Raw genomic sequence first — 18,160 nt, 5'->3', positions numbered from 1 at the left:
CATGTCCACCGCCCGCACCACCCTGCGCCAGGCGAACGTGGCCCTCCGCGCCATGCTGGTTTTCACGCTCGTCCTCGGCGTCGGCTACACACTGCTCATCACCGCCATCGGCCAGGTCACCCTGCCCTGGCAGGCGAACGGATCGCTCGTGAAGGCAGACGGCCGCGTGGTCGGTTCCGCCCTGATCGGACAGTCCTTCGCGGATGCCGACGGCGCCCCCTCGCCCCGATACTTCCAGCCGCGCCCCTCAGCCGCCGGCGAGGGGTACGACGGCGGCGCGTCCAGCGGCTCCAACCTCGGACCCGAGAATCCCGACCTCATCAGTGCGATCGAGGATCGGCGCGCGGCGATCGCCTCGTTCGAGGGCGTCGACCCGGGCCAGATCCCCGCCGACGCACTGACGGCCTCGGCATCCGGTCTGGACCCCGACATCAGCCCCGCGTACGCCCTCCTGCAGGTTGACCGGGTCGCGCGGGCGCGCGGCCTCGACCCTAGGGCCGTGCGCGATCTCGTGGAGTCTAGGATTCAGGGGCGGGACCTCGGATTCCTCGGCGAGCCGAGGGTCGAAGTGCTGGAGCTCAACCTGGCGCTGGACGCCCTTCGGGGCTGACGGCGAAAGCGGAGGATCGTCAGATGAAGCGCGGTCGCCTGCGGGTGCTGCTGGGTGCCGCGCCCGGCGTCGGCAAGACCTACGAGATGCTCGAAGAAGGTCGCCGGCTGCGCGCCGCCGGCCGCGACGTCGTCATCGGCTTCGTCGAGACGCACGATCGCGCGGCGACCGCTGCCCTCGCCGAGGGGCTGCCGGTCGTGGCGCGTCGCACGGTCGCGCACCGTGGCGTGGACCTCACCGAGATGGATGTCGACGCCGTGCTGGAGCGTCATCCACAGCTCGCGCTCGTGGACGAGCTCGCTCACACCAACGCCCCGGGTTCCCGCAACGAGAAGCGCTGGCAGGATGTCCAGCAGCTCCTGGAGGCCGGCATCGATGTGATCACGACCGTCAACGTGCAGCACATCGCCTCGCTGAACGACGTCGTCGAGCAGATCACCGGGATCGTGCAGCGCGAGACCGTTCCGGATGCGGTCGTCCGCGCCGCCGACGAGGTGGAGGTCGTCGACCTCGCGCCGCAGTCGCTGCGCGACCGTCTCGCGGCCGGCGTCGTCTATCCCGCCGAGCGGGTGGATGCCGCGCTGTCGAACTACTTCCGGCTCGGAAACCTCACGGCGCTGCGGGAGCTCGCCCTGCTGTGGCTCGCCGACGAGGTCGACAGCGCCCTCAAGCTCTATCGCGCCGAACACGGCATCACGGGTGCCTGGCACGCCCGTGAGCGGGTCGTCGTCGCCCTCACCGGAGGCCCCGAGGGCGAGACGCTCATCCGACGGGGAGCCCGCATCGCAGCGCGCTCGGCCGGTGGTGAGCTGCTCGCCATCCACGTCTCCAGCCAGGACGGGCTGCGCACCTCGGCTCCCGGCGCCCTCGCGGGCCAGCGGGCTCTCGTGGAGTCGCTCGGGGGCACGTATCACCAGGTGGTGGCCGACGACGTGCCGATCGCGCTCGTCGAGTTCGCCCGATCAGTGAATGCCACGCAGCTCGTGATCGGCGTGAGCCGTCGCGGGCGCCTGGCGGCCGCGCTCACCGGACCCGGGATCGGCGCGACGGTCGTCCGCGAGTCGGGCGACATCGACGTGCACATCGTCACGCACTCGGCGGCCGGCGGAGGGTTCGCACTCCCCCGCATGACGGGCGGCGCGCTCAGTGTCAAGCGGCGCGTCCTCGGCTTCGCCGTCGCCCTGGTGTTCGGCCCGCTGCTGTCGTGGTTCCTCTACAGCTTCCGCACCGAGGGGTCGATCACCTCCGAGGTCCTGGCGTACCAGCTCCTCGTGGTGATCGTCGCGCTGATCGGCGGCATCTGGCCGGCGCTGTTCGCCGCGATCCTCTCCGGATTCACCCTCGACTTCCTGTTCGTGGACCCGCTCTACACCGTGACGATCGCCGATCCGCTTCACGCGATCGCCCTCGTCCTGTACGTCATCATCGCGATGCTCGTCAGCTACATCGTCGACCAGGCCGCTCGCAGCACGCGCATGGCGCAGCGCGCGGCCGCGGAGTCGGAACTGCTCGCCACCGTCGCCGGGAGCGTCCTGCGCGGCGAGAGCGCCGTCCTCGCGCTGGTCAGCCGCGCCCGGGAGGCGTTCGGCATGACGGGCGCGCGCCTTGTCGCACCCGACGGCACGGTCATCGCGACGGACGGCGAACCCGTGCCCGACGGACGCGTCATCCGCGTCACGGTCGGACCCGAGGACGCCACCCGAGGGACCCTCGAACTGCACGGCGGCGAACTGGATGCCTCGGAGCGGCGCCTCCTGGATGTGATCGTGACCCAGCTCGAGGCCGCTCTGGAGCGCTTCGAGCTCACCCGGGCTGCACGGGAAGCGGGCGTCCTGGCCGAGACCGACCAGGTGCGCACCGCGCTGCTGTCGGCCGTGAGCCACGACATCAGGCGCCCGCTCGCCGCGGCCGTTGCCGCTGTAGGCGGGTTGCGCAGTGCGGGCGCGAACCTGTCGCCCGACGACCGGGCCGAGCTGATCGACACCGCCGACGAGAGCCTCGCCGCGCTCTCTTCACTGGTCACCGACCTGCTCGACGTGAGTCGCGTGCAGGCCGGGGTGCTGGCGGTGTCGCTGGCACCGGTCGATGCCGCCGGCGCCGTGCTCGCAGCCGTCGACGAACTCGGGCTGGGGCCCGACCGGCTCGAACTGGCGCTCGATCCCGACCTTCCCGACCTCCGCGCCGATCCGGTGCTGCTGCAGCGGGTGCTCGTCAACGTCCTGGCGAACGGCGCCAGGCACTCGCCCCTCGACCGGCGCGTCCGCGTGGCGACCAGCCGGCTCGGCGGCATCGCGCAGATCCGGGTCGTGGACCACGGCGAGGGCATCGCGCCGGAGCGACGCGACGACATGTTCGCCCCCTTCCAGCGGCTCGGCGACACCGACAACACGACCGGACTGGGGCTGGGGCTTGCGCTGTCCAAGGGCTTCACCGAGGGGATGGGCGGCACGCTGACGCCCGAGGACACCCCGGGCGGCGGCCTCACCATGGTCATCGCGCTGCCGGTGGCTGCGACATCCGAAGTCCCTCATGAGCGGTCGCCGGAGGCAGCCCGATGAAGATCCTCGTCGCGGACGACGACCCGCAGCTCGTGCGGGCGCTGCGGATCACCCTCGCGGCGCACGGATACGACGTGGTCGCCGCCCCGGACGGTGCCGCCGCGATCGCGCTCGCGGCGCAGACCCATCCCGACATCGTTCTGCTCGATCTCGGCATGCCGCGTCTGGACGGCGTGCAGGTGATCGAGGCGCTCCGCGGGTGGACGTCCGCCCCGATCATCGTGGTGTCGGGTCGAACCGGCTCCGCCGACAAGGTCGAGGCTCTGGACGCCGGCGCCGACGACTACGTGACGAAGCCGTTCCAGATCGACGAGCTGCTCGCCCGACTGCGAGCGCTCTCCCGGCGGACGACGCCGTCCGGTGGCGACCCGGTGGTGTCGTTTGCGGATGTCGTCATCGACCTCTCGATGAAGGAGGTGACGCGCGCCGGCGCCCGCGTGCACCTCACTCCCACGGAATGGCGGATGCTCGAGTACCTCGCCCGCAATCCCGGCGCCCTCGTGACGCGCCAGACGCTCCTCAAGGAGATCTGGGCGAGCCAGAGCGTGACCGACTCCGGCTACCTGCGGCTGTACATGTCGCAGCTGCGGAGGAAGCTCGAGGCCGACCCCGCCCGCCCGGCGCATCTGCTGACCGAGTCGGGGATGGGCTACCGGCTCGTCCTCGACGGGGTCGGCGGCGAGGCGAGCGGATGACGGCAGTCATCCGGGTTGTCAACCCCGTGGCATCGGCGCCTCACTCCGCCTAACGTCGAGGGAAACGCCTGCCGAGGAGGCAACCCATGACCGAGCGCGACAGCGAACAGCCCACGCCGGAGCAGCCCACGGGCGCGGATGCGACCGAGAAGCCCGGCGGACTGGGTCAGGACGGCACGATTCCCGCGCACCCCGACGGACTCGCGGCCGGTCACACCGGCACGGCGTCGACGTTCGAACCGGAAGAGGACGAGAAGGCCTGAGCGCCGCCCAACCCGGGGTCGCCCCGCGAACGCAAGGAGGACCGATGCCGCACGACGGTGCTGGATCATCCCAGCTCATGATCGACTTCATCACCTCGCTGGACGGATATGCGTCTGCGGTCGGGTGGCCCGGGTGGTGGGGACTGGAAGGCCCGGAGTACTTCCAGTGGCTGAACGATCAGCCCGAGCGCGCGTACACGATCCTGATGGGAGCGTCGACCTACCGGCTGATGTCGGGTTTCGCGGCCCAAGCGCCCGACGAGGACTCGATGATCGAGCTCACGACCACACAGAAGGTCGTCTTCTCCACCACCCTGGATGAGCCGCTGACGTGGGCCAACAGCCGTCTGGTCTCGACCGATGCGGTCGAGGAGGTACGACGGATGAAGGCGCAAGGCGAGTCCTTCCGCACCATCGGCAGCCTCGCGCTCTGCGGCTCGCTGCTGCGTGCCGGGCTCGTCGACCGGTTCCGCGTCGTCGTGTTCCCCGTCATCACGGGCGAGACCGGCCGCGAGCGCATCTACGACGGGTACCCGGATGTCGGTCTCGAACTCATCGAAAGCCGGACGTTCGATGGTCGGATCCAGCTCCTCGACTACATCCCGACCCTTCTCGACGGGCCTCCCGGCACGCCGGGCTGACGGATCGGGTGGCGCATCCCGTGACCGGCCCGCACAGGCCGAGATCGCGGTCCGCACGAGGCCGGAGTCCTCGGCCAGGCTGGACACGGCCGGAGTACGCTACCCCACGTGGCCGCTGAGGTGACCCTGAGGACGGTCGAGCCGACTCCGACGGCCGTGGTCGCGGCGGTCACGACCTGGGAGGAGTTCCCCTCGGCCTGGCGCCCGATGCTGGACGAGGTCTGGCACTTCCTGCGCAACGAGGCCCCGTCCGGGCTCTACCGGAATGGCCACAACATCATGCTCTACAAGGACGCCGTCCCGTCGGTCGAGATCGGCGTCCAGGTGGTGGGTGGGTTCGATTCGCACGGTCGCGTGGTGGCGTCTTCGCTTCCTGGCGGGCTCGTGGCCACGGCGACTCATACCGGCCCGATGGCCGAGCTCGATCTGACGTATCGCGCGCTCGATGAATGGATCTCGCAGAGTGCCTACCGGCGGGTCGGGCCCCATTGGGAGATCTACGGCGATCCCGACCGATCGACGGGCCAGGTCGATGTGGAGGTCTGCTGGCTGCTCGCTGCGGCGTGAGAGTACGTCCAGCGGCGCCGGGGTCAGCTCAGGGGCCGAAACGTCGCTGCACGTCGCCATAGCCGATCGCGCCGGCGAGATAGCCGATGGCCCCGAGTCCAGCAGATCCCTGCCTGCCCGCTCGACCAGGCTGAGCGCGGCGCGGGCGATGCTCCCGCCCACGCTGACCCGCTCGACCCGGAGTGAGAAGAGCGCGGGCACGTCGATGAGTTGTCCGGCCGACCTGTATCACCGTCCGCCCCAAAAGTCTCATCACCCCAAAGGGAGGGATCATGAACACATCTCGCGCAGTCCGGCGAATCGCTCCGCTCGCGCTCATGCTCACGCTCCTGCTGTCTGCATGCTCGCCATCTCCGGCGCCGCCACTGCCCTCACCGTCTGAGTCGCAGCCGAGCCCACTACCGACAGTCCTCGAAGCACTGGACCCTGCGCTCGTCGGCGAGTGGGGCGTGAGCGACTGGCTCGACAACACCGGCTCCCACGCCCTGTCGGCGACCTACAGATTCACGGCCGACGGGCTCTACCAGTACACCTTCGCGGAGTGCCGTTCCTCGACGGATTGCAGCATCCTGTCGCAGGAGCAGGGGTACGTCGAGAGCGCCGACGGCGTACTGGCGCTCTACCCCCAGACCGCATCGGATGACGGGCCGCGCTCCTGGCCGTACCGGGTGGGCTACCTCGATCCTGACATTCCGATCAGCCTCGAACTGCATCTCCTGAATCCGGACGGGACGGTCCATCAGATCTTGTACGGCCAGAGTTGACCTTGGGGCGCGAGCTGTGACATCGCCCCGGGAATGCCCGGACTTCACCTGGGTGCATGCTGGAGAGTTCGCCGAGGCCCGCATTGAGATAGGGGAAACACATGAACGGGGATTCGAGAGCTGCATCTGAAGGACCGACCCGGGTCATGTTCTGGATCGGCTGGTGGGTTCTGGTCGGAGTGACGGCGCTGCTCGCCCTCAACGACGCAGTCCGCACTTTGGTCTTCTCGCCGTCGGACGATCAACGCATGATGTTCATCGTCTTCGCGGCGTTGCAGGCGTTGAGCGTGCTCGTGCTGGTGATCCCGTTTCGACGGCTCGAGTGGTGGGCGTGGTGGGCGACCTGGATACCGATCGCCGCCCTGGCCTTGACCGGTCCCGTCCTCCTGGGTTCTCTCGGAGGTGTGTACCTGGGACTTTCCGCGATCCTCGCGGTGGCGCAGTTGGTGACCGTCGCGCGGTTCGCCAAGTCACGGCCGTCGGCTTCATAGGGCGCGCGCGCAACGAGAAGTCGATGGAATCGCCGACGTCGAGGCTTGCGCGCGGCGGACCGAGACGCCGAACGCGGGCTGCCGGGAGGCAGTCGTCCGAAGGCACGCAGTCGATTGCGATGGATGCCTGGCTCGGCGAGCCAGTCAGATCTTGCGAGTCACGAGGTCACGACGCCTGCTCGGACAGCATGCTGACGAGCAGGGCGATCATCAGCTCCTTCTCCTTAGGATCGCTCATCGCGACCATCAACGTGATGGCCGCGAGCGCATTGTTCGAGATGCGCGTCACGCCGCCCACGCCCTCGAGCGCCCTGTTGCGTGCCAGGAAGTGGACGAACAGCGCCGCCGCGGTGCGCTTGTTGCCGTCGGTGAGCGGATGATCCTTGATGACGAGATAGAGCAGGTTCGCGGCCTTCTCCTGCAGCGTCGAATACAGCTCCACTCCCCCGAACTCCTGGTAGATCGTCTCGACGATGCCCCGCAGCGCCCCGCCGCGTTCACCGCCGAACAACGTGTCGTCGGGGAACTCGGCGCCGACTTCGTCGATGACCGCGCGGGCCTCGTCGTAGCTGAGCGTCCAGGTGGGGGTGTCGCCGACTGCCGGAGCGATCTCGCCCTCGTCGTAGGCGCGCAGGGTGCGAAGGCTGGGAAGGTAGTTCGCGACGACCTCGGCGACGCCCGCGACGAGCTCATCACTCGATCGCGAGAGCACCCGCACGATGGATCCCAGCTGGGCGAGTCGCCGCTCATTGAGCGCGACCCCTTCGAGCAGATACTGTCGCAGCACCTGGGTCGCCCAGCGACGGAAGCTCACGCCCTCTGTCGACTTCACCCGGTATCCGACAGAGATGACGACATCCAGGTTGTAGTGCGCGACCTGGTAGCTCTTGCCGTCGGCCGCAGTTGTTGCAAAATCTGCAACAACTGCATCTCTCTCCAGCTCACCGTCGTCGAAGACGTTCCGCAGGTGCCTCGAGATCGTGGACTTGTCACGGCCGAACAGCTCGACGAGCTGATCCGCGGACAGCCAGACAGTCTGGGCGTCGGCGCGAACGGCGAGCTCGAACTCGCCGCTCGCCGATCGATACAGCTCGATGCTCTGAGCCTCGGGCATCGTCATCCTCCGGATCGATCTCGGCAGTCGCGGCGGCACTCCTGCGGCGTCGCGATCAGGCTATCCCGAGCAGCGGATGTATCTCCGTCTTGCACTCGCGTCGGGCGCGCCGACGGCAGCGAACCGTCGTAGATAACGCTGGCGACCGTTCCTGCAGGCGCAGGTCAGGTCAGTCGTGGCGCGGGTTCGGAGTGTCCTGCTCACCGGGTTTCGCAGGCGTAGCCGTCTCCGTCGCGGTCGAGGCCGTAGATGTCGCTGCCGACGACGCGGGCCACTCCGTCGAAGTAGGCGGGGCCGTTGCCGCTGCCTCCGGCGCAGTCGACGTCGCTTGCGACGGGGACGCAGGCGTCGGCGTAGTTGGGGTCGCAGCCGGAGGGCTGCTGTGCCGGAGGGGCAGGCGGCGGTGGTGGTGGTGCCACGTAGGTGCCGACCGTGGTGACCTGGGTGATGGGCTGCGCGGTGACCTCGTCGGAGATGAGTTCTCGGCTGACCTCTTCGCCGTCGATCAGGTTGACGCGATAGGTGCGCGTTCGTTCGCCGTTCTTGCCGGCGGTGGTGATCCGCGTCTGTCCCGACGGCAGCGACGCGTCCTCGACCGCTGTCTCCTCGAACGCGATGGGCTCGGTGGCGACCTCTTCGCGGCTGGTGGCCTTCGCCGAGTAGTCCGACGTCAGCGCGGGTTGGCCGGGGCAGTCGCCGAGGACGCGGGCGATGGCGTCGTGCTCGGCCTGCGTGACCCAGAGGTGGTAGGTCGCCTTCACCGACACCTGCCGGGCGACGTAGCCGCACCGGAACGTCTTGTTCTTGGGGAGCCACGTCGCCGCATCGCCGTCGCCCTTCTGCATGTTGGCGTGCCCGTCGACCGCGAGCAGATTGAGGGGGTCGTTCGCGAACGTGGCGCGCTGATCGGGGGTGAGGTTCTGCGCCCCCTTCTGCCAGGCATCCGAGAGCGAGACGACGTGGTCGATCTGCACCAGCGCAGAGGTGTCCAGGCCGCGCTGGAATGCGATGGTCTCGCCGGTGTACGGGTCGGCGAGCGTGCCCGTGACGACCTTGCACGGGCCGGACTCGACGGTGTCGGTGAGGTCGCGGGCGAGGATGTCGTTGCGGGTGTCGCAGCCGTTGCGGTCGACATCCAGCCAGCGCTGACCGAACCGGTCGCGGTCGTAACCGGTCTTCGGGGCACGTCCCTTGATCTCGAGCGTCGCGAGCAATGCGAGCGCGGTCTGACCCGTCGTGGCGGACGTGTCCGTCGCGGTGGCCGACTTGCCATTGAACACATGAATGGCGGCCCCGTCATCCACGGCAGGCAATTGCTCCGCCACAGCGACCGGCGCGGTGATCGCCCGCGCGAACGCAGACGCGGTGATGCTGCCGGTCACCAGGAAGGCGACGGCGGATGCCGCGGTCACGGTGATCGCGGCACTGCGACTGCGCAGTCGCAGCCAGGTCCGCGTGTTCTTGGACAGCGCGACGATCCCCGTGATCAGGACCACCAGCGAGACCGGCGCGAACACGGGCGACAGCAGCGCCACGAATGGCAGCGCCAAGAGCGCGATGAGGATCCACGCCCACACCGGCACACGTCGCGCCCGTTTCGGCAGGGTCGCCGCGACGGGCGGCGTGGATGTCGCGGGGGCGAGCGGAGCGAGCTGCTCGGTCCACCGCGCCCCGTCCCAATACCGCAGCCGGCTGGGGTCCAGGGGGTCGGGGAACCACCCAGCGGCAGTCGACGTCATCAGGATCCTTGGGGCGTTGTGATGGCTGAAAGGGACGAGACCCAGGACGGGCCGAGACGTGAAGGCCGTCGAGTCTACGTAGGCATCGCACCGCTTGATCGCGTCTTATGTGTGCCTATACGAATTCTATAGGACTGCTATACGCCAGATGAGACTCTTGGGGCAACGCTTGGCGGCACGAGTGGGCATTCCTGAGCACGTGGCGCTCGAGCAGATGGTCGTCCCGCTCCGCACGTCTGCTACACCGATGCGGTCCCGGTCGAAGCGGAACTACTCGATGTCGTCCTCGTTCGCGAGCTCTTCGATCCAGTCGACCGCTTCATCCGTCAGGTAGCGGGCGCCGAGCTCGTCGTCCCCGTCATCCGGCTCGTCGTGGTCGGCTGCGTCGGCTCCGGGGCTCTCGGAGTCGCTCGCCCATACATCGTCGGCGACGACAGCGTCGACAGCTCCATCGATCTCAGCCGCGATGTCCGCCGGGATGGCGTCTCCGTTGTTGGCGACCAGCCAGTCGCGTGTCTCGGGAGCGAGTTCAGCCCAGATTTCGTCGATACCCATGGCGGCAAGTGTCACACCCGGCGCAGGCCTCGTGCGTGTACCACCGCTGTACGTCGGGGATCCAGCAGGTGAACTGAGCCGGTGCCGTGCTGCGAAGGTGACCAGCCCGCCCCGGGCGGGCCGCTTCGCTCAGTCCCAGTCGAGGTAGTCCTCGATGGCCCATGAGGTCGCGCCCATGTGCGTCGTCGGGAACAGGTGACCTCCGCCGTCGACCGACACCACGCTCACCCGGTCGGGCGCGGAATCCCGCAGGGCGACGCCGTTGGCGGTCGGAGTGACGTCGTCCTCGGTGCCCTGGATCACCAGCACCGGCAGCCCCTCCGCGAGCGCCCCCGGCACCTCCCACGCGGCGCGCTGGAAATGCTCGACCTCGGCATCGCGAACCTCCGACGGGACTTCGGCGACCGTGGCCTGATCCGTTCCCTCGACCCCTAGCAGCAATACGCCGTTGACGCGGTCGTGGTGGTCGATGGCAACCGTGCGAGCGACGGATCCGCCGAACGCGTGGCCGCCGACCCAGGCGTGGTCGATCTCGAGATGGTCCATGACGTCGATGACATCCTGCGCCAGGTGATCCATCGAGGCGCGGTCACCCGATGGGCGACGCGAGCCGATCCGGATGACGCGGAAGTCCGCCATCGCGACCGAGTGGGCGAGTGCGCCGAGGTAGCTGATATTCAGTCCGTGCGCCGGGATCAGCACGACAGCCGGGCCGTGGCCCTCTACAGCGTACGGAATCGCGCGGCCCTCGGGCTCGAAGATCTGGGGGTCGGTCATGCGGGAGTCCTCTCGGGGAGCGGAACGGGACAGCGTCAGACGTTGAACCTGAACTCGACGACATCCCCGTCCTTCATCACGTAATCCTTGCCCTCCAGGCGCGCCCTGCCGCGCGAGCGGGCCTCGACCACCGACCCGGCGGAGACGAGGTCCTCGAACGAGATGACCTCGGCCTTGATGAAGCCCTTCTCGAAGTCGGTGTGGATGACGCCTGCCGCCTGCGGTGCTTTCCAGCCCTTGCCGATCGTCCAGGCGCGGGCCTCCTTCGGGCCCGCGGTCAAGTAGGTCTGCAACCCGAGGGTGTCGAAGCCGATGCGGGCGAGCTGGTCGATGCCCGACTCGTCCTGCCCTGTCGAGGCCAGCAGCTCGGCGGCATCGGAAGGATCGAGGTCGATGAGCTCGGACTCGATCTTGGCGTCCAGGAAGACCGCGTGCGCCGGCGCAACGAGCTCTTCGAGCGAAGCCCGTGCCGCGGCATCCGTCAGCACCGCCTCGTCGACGTTGAAGACGTAGATGTACGGCTTCGCGGTCATCAGGCCCAGCTCCCGGATGGGCGCCAGGTCGAGTCCCGAATGCGAGAGCAGCACGCCGCGCTCGAGCGCATCCTTCGCGGCGACCGCTGCTTCGAGGGTCGCGGCATCCGCTCGCTTGCTCTTCACGTCCTTCTCGAGGCGGGGAATCGCCTTCTCGAGCGTCTGCAGATCCGCGAGCATCAGCTCGGCGTTGATCGTCTCGAGGTCGCCCTTCGGGTTCACCGCGCCCTCGACGTGCACGACGTCGTCGTCGGTGAATCCGCGCACGACCTGGGCGATCGCATCCGCCTCACGGATGTTCGCGAGGAATTGATTGCCGAGCCCCTCGCCTTCACTGGCACCGCGCACGATCCCGGCGATGTCGACGAACGAGACAGTGGCGGGCAGGATGCGCTCGGAATGGAAGACCTCCGCGAGCGTCGCGAGTCGGGGATCCGGCAGGCTCACCACGCCCACGTTGGGCTCGATCGTCGCGAACGGGTAGTTCGCCGCGAGCACGTGGTTCTTGGTGAGTGCGTTGAACAGGGTGGACTTGCCGACGTTGGGCAGGCCGACGATGCCGATAGTGAGAGCCACGGGCATCCAGTCTACGTGCGGCGGATGCCGTGCCCCGGCGCGGCCGCGGGCGCACGCGCCTTCGCAGCGACTCCGAAGTTCGGCCAATGGCCGGGTTCTCGGAACCACAGCGAGCCGGCAGGCCGAAACCCTCGCGATACTCCGAGATTCGGATCCCGCCGACGCCCCACCGCGCGGATTCCCGGCGGTCCCACTCGAGCTTCAGTCACGCGATCGGGTCGACGCGCCACCGCATCAGGACGTTGCCGGACTCCTCCCACACCCGCGTTCCGAGCAGCTTGAGCGCGACCGGCGGACGCTCATCGAACAGCGCCACGCCGCCTCCCGCGATCAGCGGGAACGTGACGAGATGAAGCTCGTCGACGAGGCCCGCGCGCATCAGATCGTTCCAGAGGAGGCGGCTCAGCAGGATCAGGATGCCGGGCCCGTCGCCCTGCTTGGCGTCCGCCACCTCGCTGCGCGAATCAGCGATGCGAACGATCCGTGTGTTCGGCCACGGCGCGATGTCGGCGTCGGTGATCGTGTCGGAGACGACGAGCTTCTCGACATCCATGATGAGTCGGGCCAACTCCCGGCGGATGGCGGTGGCATGCGGGTCGCCCTGCACGCTGCGCCAGTACTCCATGTTTCCGAGGAACGAGCGCCGGCCCGCCAGCATCAGCGTCGCGGAGTCTCGCAGCAGGCCGGCCGTGTGATGGTCGAAGCTGTCGGCGCCGTCGTAATCGGGATGCTGATGCTCGAAGAATGATCCGATGTCGTGGTCGTCGTCCTCGTAGCGGCCGTCGACGGTGACGAAGTTGCAGACGGTGAGCGTGCGCATCGCCCCACGGTAGCCCGCACCACGGACGCCGGGCTACGGACGGATGCCGCGATACGCCAGCGTGCGATACCGGAGGTCGACGACCTCCGAGCCCGCATCATCCACTCGCCGATGGGTGTCGAACAATGCCCCCACCTCCGCGAGGATGCGGGCCCTGTCGGACTCCGAAGCGGTGATGATGTAGCTTCGCGACGCCGCCATGGCGAGGAGCGACTCGCGGGTCATCCGGCGAGACCACCGCCACTCGCGCGCCTGCAGCACGCCGAACGGCTCCTCCACACGCGGATCCCCCTGCGCAAGCAGCAGCTCCGCGTGGCTGCCGTGCATGATCTCGGTCAGGCGGCGCACCCACGGCACCGACTCGTCGCGGATGTTCCAGATCAGGCCGAGCACGCCGCCCGAGCGCAGCACGCGCCCTGCTTCGGTCGAGGCACCGTCGACGTCGACCCAGTGCCACGCCTGGCCGAACAGCAGCGCATCGACGGACGCGTCGGGCAGCGGCATCCGCTCCGCCGACCCGACGAAGGTCGGCACGCCGTGCACCTGCGCGCGCAGCTCCGCGAGCATCGCCGGGTCGGGGTCGATCGCCACGACCTCGCCCCCGAGCTCCACCGCGACCCGGGTGAGCTTGCCGGTGCCGGCGCCGACATCCGCCACGCGCAGCGCGCGACCCTCGTGATGGACGGGTTGCAGCATCCACGCGACCGCTTCCGGCGGGTAGTCGGGGCGACCCGCCTCGTACGTACCGGCCTCGCCGCCGAAGGAGGTCGACATCTCTTCGCGACTGGCCATGCGAAGAGCCTACGACGTGGGTCGGGGTCGGTCACGGCGCGCCTCCGCCCGCGGCCGCGGCACCCGGGTGACGCTGACCACGTGCCCTTGGACTTCACCGCGATCGACTTCGAGACGGCGAACTCCAGCAACGCCTCGGCCTGCGCGGTCGGGCTCGCGCGCGTGCGGGACGGCCGGATCGTGGCCACCACCGGCTGGCTCATCCATCCGCCGGCGGGCCACGATCGCTTCTTCGAGCTGAACACGCGCATCCACGGCATCCGCGCCGAGGACGTCATCGGCGCCAAGGACTGGACCGAGCAGCTCGGCGATCTGGCAGCGTTCGCGGGCGCCGATGTGCTCGTGGCCCACAACGCCGGCTTCGACATGGCGGTGATGAAGCGCGCGTGCGAGGCCACGGGCGACGAGTGCCCGCCCTACCGCTACGCCTGCAGCCTGCAGGTGGCGCGCAAGGTCTACCAGCTCGAGTCGTATCGGCTGCCGTTCGTCGCGGCCGAGGCCGGCTTCGCGGACTTTCCGCACCACAACGCCACCGCCGACTCCGTCGCCTGCGCCCACATCATGATCGATGCCGCTCGACGCGTCGGAGCGCACGACATCGAGGGGCTCGCCGAGGCGGCCGCCGTCCGGGTGTGCCAGATCGCGATCACCGAGGCTCCGGCGATCTCGTTCGCCGTCGCCTGACGCCGTCCAGGACGAAGATCGAGCGGATGCCGCGCCGTGGCGCGCGGCGGATGTCGGAGGGTGTCGGCATCCTGGGCACATGGACGCACTCATCCTCTCCGGCGTGGTCATCGCCTGCCTGGCGCTCGGCGCGCTCGCGGGATGGGTGCTCGGCATCGCCCGCAGCACAGCCCGCACCACCCGCGAGCACACCGAACTGCGGGCACGCCTGGCCGCCGCAGAGGCCGCCCGGCAGGGTGTGCAGGCCCAGCTCGACCACCAGCAGCTGCTGTACCACGAGCTCGCCGGGCAGGCGCGCTCAGATCAGGCCGCGCGCGAAGAGCGCGAGCGGCGCGAGCAGTCGGTGCTGCGCGCCCTCGCCCCGGTGCAGGAGACCCTGCACTCGATGCAGGCGAAGGTCGACGAGCTCGAGCGCGATCGGCAGAGGCAGTTCGGCACACTCGCCGAGCAGCTCCGGCGTGCGAACGAGTCCGATGAGGCGCTGCGGGCGACCACGGAATCGCTCGCGAGCGCACTGCGATCGGGCAGCACACGGGGTGTGTGGGGCGAGACGCAGCTGCGTCGCGTCGTCGAGGCCGCCGGCCTCACCCGTTACGTCGACTTCGACACGCAGACGTCCATCGCGTCAGATGCCGGGAACGGACGCCCGGACATGGTGATCCGGCTCCCCGGCGACAAGGCGATCGCCGTGGACGCGAAAGTGCCGCTGGACGCCTATCTCGAAGCGAGCGCCATCGCGCTGACCGCGCAGGGAGCCCAGGCAGCGCGCCGCAAGACGCTTCTCGAGAAGCACGTCAAGGCGGTTCGCGCCCACGTCGATGCGCTCGCGAAGAAGACGTACTGGGCGGGCCTGCCCTCGAGCCCCGAGTTCGTGGTCTGCTTCCTGCCCAGCGAGTCGCTTCTGGCGGCTGCGCTCGAAGAGGACCCGTCACTGCTCGACTACGCCTTCGCGAAGCGGGTAGCTCTGGCCTCGCCGGTGAATCTGTGGGCGGTCCTCAAGACGGTCGCGTACACCTGGACGCAACAGGATGTGTCACGCGAGGCTCGCACCCTGTTCGACCTCGGCAACCAGCTCTACGAACGACTGGGGGGTCTCGCCAAGCATGCCGATGACCTGCGGCGGGCGATCGAGCGCACCGTCGACAGCTACAACAGCTTTGCCGGATCGCTCGAGTCGCGTGTGCTGGTCAGTGCCCGCCGATTCCCCGGTATCGACCAGACCAAGCTCGACGCGCTCGCCGTGCCCGCGGCGATCGAGAAGACCCCGCGACGGCTCACGGCGCCCGAACTCCTCGACGCGACCCTCGCGCTCGACGAGGCGCCCGTCATCGCCGATCTCGGCGAGTTGCGCGAACGCATCGCCGACGCGACCGAGGGGGTGACGGCCGACTGAACGAGTCAGCTCACGCGCCGCCCGGCACGAAGCTGAGGAGGGCGATGACGGCCGCCGACACCGCCACGAAGGCTCCGATCATCCACCACGCGCTGAGCTCGTGCCCTTCGTCGCGACGAACGCGAAGCAGCACGTCGGGTCGGCGGGCCGGGTCGTGGGCATCGGCTATCACGGCCTGAGCGCCGGTCTGTGGTGACGGGCCACTGAACTGTGCAGACATCGAGAACCTCCCCCTGGGCACCTGAAGACAAGAGCGCGTCCTCGATGACGCCGCTTCGATTGTGCCAGAGAACCCTGCGAGTCGCGGTCACGAACCGGTCACATCCACCACATCGAGCGCACCAGTCACACTCGTCACACGGCAGACATCACAGCCACTTCGAAACCAGGTGCTCCGATGAGATGCGACGAAGCGTGCCGGACGACCCGCGCAGCACAACGCTCTCGGTGTAGAGATAGTGGCCCTCGCGCCGGACCCCGGCCACGAGCTGGCCGTCCGTCACGCCGGTCGCGACGAAGATCGTGTTGGTGCCCTGGACGAGCTCGTCCGCCTCGTAGACGTACCCGTCGAGCTTGAGTCCGGCATCCGTGCCCCGCTGCTTCTCGTCGTCGTCGCGCGGCCAGAGACGCCCTTGGATGTGACCACCGAGCGCCTTGATCGCGCACGCGGTGACGATCCCCTCCGGGCTGCCCCCGATGCCGACGCACATGTCGGTGCGGGCGTTGTGCCTCGCCGCGTTGATGCCGCCGGCGACATCGCCGTCGCTCATGAGGCGCGTCCCGGCGCCCGCCGCGCGGATCTCATCGATGAGCTCGTCATGCCTCGGCCGATGCAGCACCGACACCACCAGCTCCTCGACGGGCTTGTCGAGAGCCTTCGCCAGCAGGCGGATGTTCTCGCCGATCGGAAGGCGGATGTCGACCACGCCCACTCCGGCGGGGCCAGTCACGAGCTTGTCCATGTAGAAGACTGTCGACGCGTCCAGCATCGTGCCGTGGTCGGAGACGGCGATGACCGACAGAGCATTGTTCCGGCCGGCCGCAGTGAGCGAGGTGCCGTCGATCGGGTCGACCGCGACATCCGCCTTCGGCCCGCGTCCGTTGCCGACATGCTCTCCGTTGTAGAGCATAGGCGCTTCATCCTTCTCGCCCTCGCCGATCACGATCGTGCCGTCGAAGTTGACGGTCGTGAAGAAGGCGCGCATCGCGTCCACGGCCGCCGCGTCCGCCGCCTCCTTGGCACCGCGCCCGATGAACGGCACCGCTCGGATCGCGGCGGCCTCGGTGGCCCGCACGAGTTCCAATGCGAGGTTTCGGTCGGGATGCAGCGGGCTCAGGTCCGCGGTCAGACTCACCATGGCGCCAGCCTATCCAGCGCGCCCGCCCGGCAACCTGGTTTCCCACCACGTCAGCTCGAAGGAATCGAGATTCCTTCACCCATGCCAGGGAAGTCGGTACCCGAGCGGACGCGAGACCCGGCATCCTGTCCTGGCGTGAGGCCTTCGCTAGAGTGGCCCTGACGTCCGAAACGACCAAGGAGCCCTCATGCCCGTCGCCACCCCTGAGCAGTACGCCGACATGCTGGACCGCGCGAAGGCAGGCGGCTTCGCCTACCCGGCCATCAACGTCTCGAGCTCGCAGACGATCAACTCCGTGCTGCAGGGTCTCACGGAGGCCGGGTCCGACGGGATCATTCAGGTCACCACAGGCGGCGCGGACTACTTCGCCGGCCAGACCGTCAAGGCCCGCGCCACGGGCGCCCTCGCCTTCGCGAAGTTCGCCACCGAGGTCGCGAAGAACTACCCCATCACGATCGCGCTGCACACCGACCACTGTCCGAAAGACGCGCTTCCCGGGTTCGTGCTGCCACTGATCGAGGCGTCCGAGGAAGAGGTCAAAGCCGGCCGCAACCCGATCTTCCAGTCGCACATGTGGGACGGCTCCGCCGTGCCCCTCGACGAGAACATCGAGATCGCGAAGGATCTCCTCCCCCGCCTCAAGAACATCAATGCGATCCTCGAGGTCGAGATCGGCGTCGTCGGCGGCGAAGAGGACGGCGTGCAGCACGAGGGTTCGAACGAGGCCCTGTACACCACGGTCGCCGATGTCACGAAGGCCGTCGAAGCCCTCGGACTCGGCGAGAACGGTCGCTACATCTCGGCGCTGACGTTCGGGAACGTGCACGGCGTCTACAAGCCGGGCAACGTCAAACTGCGCCCCGAACTCCTCGGCGAGATCCAGCAGGGCATCGCGGCACGCTTCGGCACCGGCCCGAAGCCGCTCGACCTCGTCTTCCACGGCGGCAGCGGCTCGACCGCCGACGAGATCGCCCTCGCGGTCTCGAACGGGGTCGTGAAGATGAACATCGACACGGACACCCAGTACGCGTTCACGCGCTCCGTCGCCGGGTTCATGTTCTCGAACTACGACGGCGTGCTGAAGCTGGACGGCGAAGTCGGCAACAAGAAGGCCTACGACCCGCGCGCCTGGGGCAAGGTCGCCGAGTCGGCGATGGCGGTGCGTGTCGTCGAGGCCACCCAGCAGCTGGGCTCGCACGGCAAAAGCCTGGCCGCCTAGCGGTACCTCAC

General features: G+C 68.8%; 20 protein-coding genes. 11 read left to right on the top strand and 9 right to left on the bottom strand.

Annotation, left to right across the window (positions count from 1 at the left end; translation table 11 throughout):
- The first annotated feature begins 1 nt into the window (after position 1).
- The 8 genes from kdpC (at position 2) to ABD212_RS10625 (ending at position 6,589) form a co-directional block, all read left to right on the top strand.
- A complete protein-coding gene (gene kdpC / locus ABD212_RS10660) occupies positions 2–610 on the top strand; it encodes a potassium-transporting ATPase subunit KdpC (protein ID WP_344094338.1) in 609 nt (202 codons plus the stop codon).
- Positions 611–633: 23 nt separating this feature from the next.
- Positions 634–3,168, top strand: a complete 2,535-nt coding sequence (locus tag ABD212_RS10655) for a DUF4118 domain-containing protein (protein ID WP_344094337.1) — start codon at positions 634–636, stop codon at positions 3,166–3,168.
- Positions 3,165–3,863: a response regulator gene (locus ABD212_RS10650; protein WP_344094336.1), complete on the top strand. Its 699-nt coding sequence runs from the start codon at positions 3,165–3,167 to the stop codon at positions 3,861–3,863. Before ABD212_RS10655 ends, ABD212_RS10650 begins: the two co-directional genes overlap by 4 nt.
- An 86-nt stretch (positions 3,864–3,949) precedes the next feature.
- On the top strand, positions 3,950–4,126 hold the full coding sequence (locus tag ABD212_RS10645; protein ID WP_344094334.1) for a hypothetical protein: 177 nt from the start codon (positions 3,950–3,952) through the stop codon (positions 4,124–4,126).
- Between the two features lie 44 nt (positions 4,127–4,170).
- Complete coding sequence (locus tag ABD212_RS10640) at positions 4,171–4,767, top strand: dihydrofolate reductase family protein (protein ID WP_344094332.1); 597 nt, start codon at positions 4,171–4,173, stop codon at positions 4,765–4,767.
- Between the two features lie 108 nt (positions 4,768–4,875).
- Positions 4,876–5,334 (top strand): GyrI-like domain-containing protein, encoded by a 459-nt coding sequence (locus ABD212_RS10635; RefSeq protein ID WP_344094330.1) that lies wholly within the window; start codon positions 4,876–4,878, stop codon positions 5,332–5,334.
- Positions 5,335–5,606: 272 nt separating this feature from the next.
- Positions 5,607–6,098: a hypothetical protein gene (locus tag ABD212_RS10630; RefSeq protein WP_344094328.1), complete on the top strand. Its 492-nt coding sequence runs from the start codon at positions 5,607–5,609 to the stop codon at positions 6,096–6,098.
- A 146-nt stretch (positions 6,099–6,244) separates the two neighbouring features.
- Entirely contained in the window at positions 6,245–6,589 is a 345-nt protein-coding gene (locus ABD212_RS10625; protein ID WP_344094325.1) for a hypothetical protein, read from the top strand.
- Positions 6,590–6,755: 166 nt separating this feature from the next.
- Here ABD212_RS10625 and ABD212_RS10620 read toward each other — a convergent pair whose 3' ends face one another.
- From ABD212_RS10620 to ABD212_RS10590, 7 genes are all read right to left on the bottom strand, one after another.
- Positions 6,756–7,703, bottom strand: a complete 948-nt coding sequence (locus ABD212_RS10620; RefSeq protein ID WP_344094323.1) for a virulence RhuM family protein/type II toxin-antitoxin system death-on-curing family toxin — start codon at positions 7,701–7,703, stop codon at positions 6,756–6,758.
- Between the two features lie 200 nt (positions 7,704–7,903).
- Positions 7,904–9,442: a G5 domain-containing protein gene (locus ABD212_RS10615; protein WP_344094321.1), complete on the bottom strand. Its 1,539-nt coding sequence runs from the start codon at positions 9,440–9,442 to the stop codon at positions 7,904–7,906.
- A 270-nt stretch (positions 9,443–9,712) separates the two neighbouring features.
- Positions 9,713–9,997, bottom strand: coding sequence for a hypothetical protein (locus tag ABD212_RS10610; RefSeq protein WP_344094319.1), 285 nt, complete (start codon positions 9,995–9,997; stop codon positions 9,713–9,715).
- A 129-nt stretch (positions 9,998–10,126) separates the two neighbouring features.
- Positions 10,127–10,774: an alpha/beta fold hydrolase gene (locus ABD212_RS10605; protein WP_344094316.1), complete on the bottom strand. Its 648-nt coding sequence runs from the start codon at positions 10,772–10,774 to the stop codon at positions 10,127–10,129.
- A 35-nt stretch (positions 10,775–10,809) separates the two neighbouring features.
- Positions 10,810–11,883: a redox-regulated ATPase YchF gene (gene ychF / locus ABD212_RS10600; RefSeq protein ID WP_344094314.1), complete on the bottom strand. Its 1,074-nt coding sequence runs from the start codon at positions 11,881–11,883 to the stop codon at positions 10,810–10,812.
- 205 nt (positions 11,884–12,088) lie between these two features.
- The gene (locus ABD212_RS10595) at positions 12,089–12,703 is read right to left on the bottom strand and encodes a dihydrofolate reductase family protein (RefSeq protein WP_344094311.1); all 615 of its coding nucleotides are present in this window, start codon (positions 12,701–12,703) and stop codon (positions 12,089–12,091) included.
- 33 nt (positions 12,704–12,736) lie between these two features.
- Positions 12,737–13,495 carry a class I SAM-dependent methyltransferase gene (locus tag ABD212_RS10590; RefSeq protein ID WP_344094309.1) on the bottom strand — a complete coding sequence of 253 codons (759 nt, stop codon included), beginning with the start codon at positions 13,493–13,495 and terminating at the stop codon, positions 12,737–12,739.
- A gap of 81 nt (positions 13,496–13,576) precedes the next feature.
- Between ABD212_RS10590 and ABD212_RS10585 the strand changes: the two genes are divergently transcribed.
- Together ABD212_RS10585 and ABD212_RS10580 are read left to right on the top strand one after the other, a co-directional pair.
- Positions 13,577–14,179, top strand: coding sequence for a 3'-5' exonuclease (locus ABD212_RS10585; protein ID WP_344094307.1), 603 nt, complete (start codon positions 13,577–13,579; stop codon positions 14,177–14,179).
- Between the two features lie 79 nt (positions 14,180–14,258).
- The gene (locus tag ABD212_RS10580; RefSeq protein ID WP_344094304.1) at positions 14,259–15,572 is read left to right on the top strand and encodes a DNA recombination protein RmuC; all 1,314 of its coding nucleotides are present in this window, start codon (positions 14,259–14,261) and stop codon (positions 15,570–15,572) included.
- 10 nt (positions 15,573–15,582) lie between these two features.
- Here the strand turns inward: ABD212_RS10580 and ABD212_RS10575 are convergent, their stop codons facing one another.
- Together ABD212_RS10575 and glpX are read right to left on the bottom strand one after the other, a co-directional pair.
- Positions 15,583–15,792: a UDP-N-acetylmuramyl pentapeptide phosphotransferase gene (locus tag ABD212_RS10575; protein ID WP_344094301.1), complete on the bottom strand. Its 210-nt coding sequence runs from the start codon at positions 15,790–15,792 to the stop codon at positions 15,583–15,585.
- A gap of 148 nt (positions 15,793–15,940) precedes the next feature.
- Entirely contained in the window at positions 15,941–16,930 is a 990-nt protein-coding gene (gene glpX, locus ABD212_RS10570) for a class II fructose-bisphosphatase (RefSeq protein ID WP_344094298.1), read from the bottom strand.
- A gap of 187 nt (positions 16,931–17,117) precedes the next feature.
- Here glpX and fbaA point away from each other — a divergent pair, with 187 nt between their 5' ends.
- Positions 17,118–18,149 carry a class II fructose-bisphosphate aldolase gene (gene fbaA / locus ABD212_RS10565; protein WP_344094296.1) on the top strand — a complete coding sequence of 344 codons (1,032 nt, stop codon included), beginning with the start codon at positions 17,118–17,120 and terminating at the stop codon, positions 18,147–18,149.
- Positions 18,150–18,160 lie beyond the last annotated feature (11 nt).

Origin of the sequence: Microbacterium deminutum, assembly GCF_039530205.1 — a bacterium.
Lineage (GTDB): Bacteria > Actinomycetota > Actinomycetes > Actinomycetales > Microbacteriaceae > Microbacterium > Microbacterium deminutum.
This window is presented reverse-complemented; position numbering and strand designations above follow the sequence as displayed.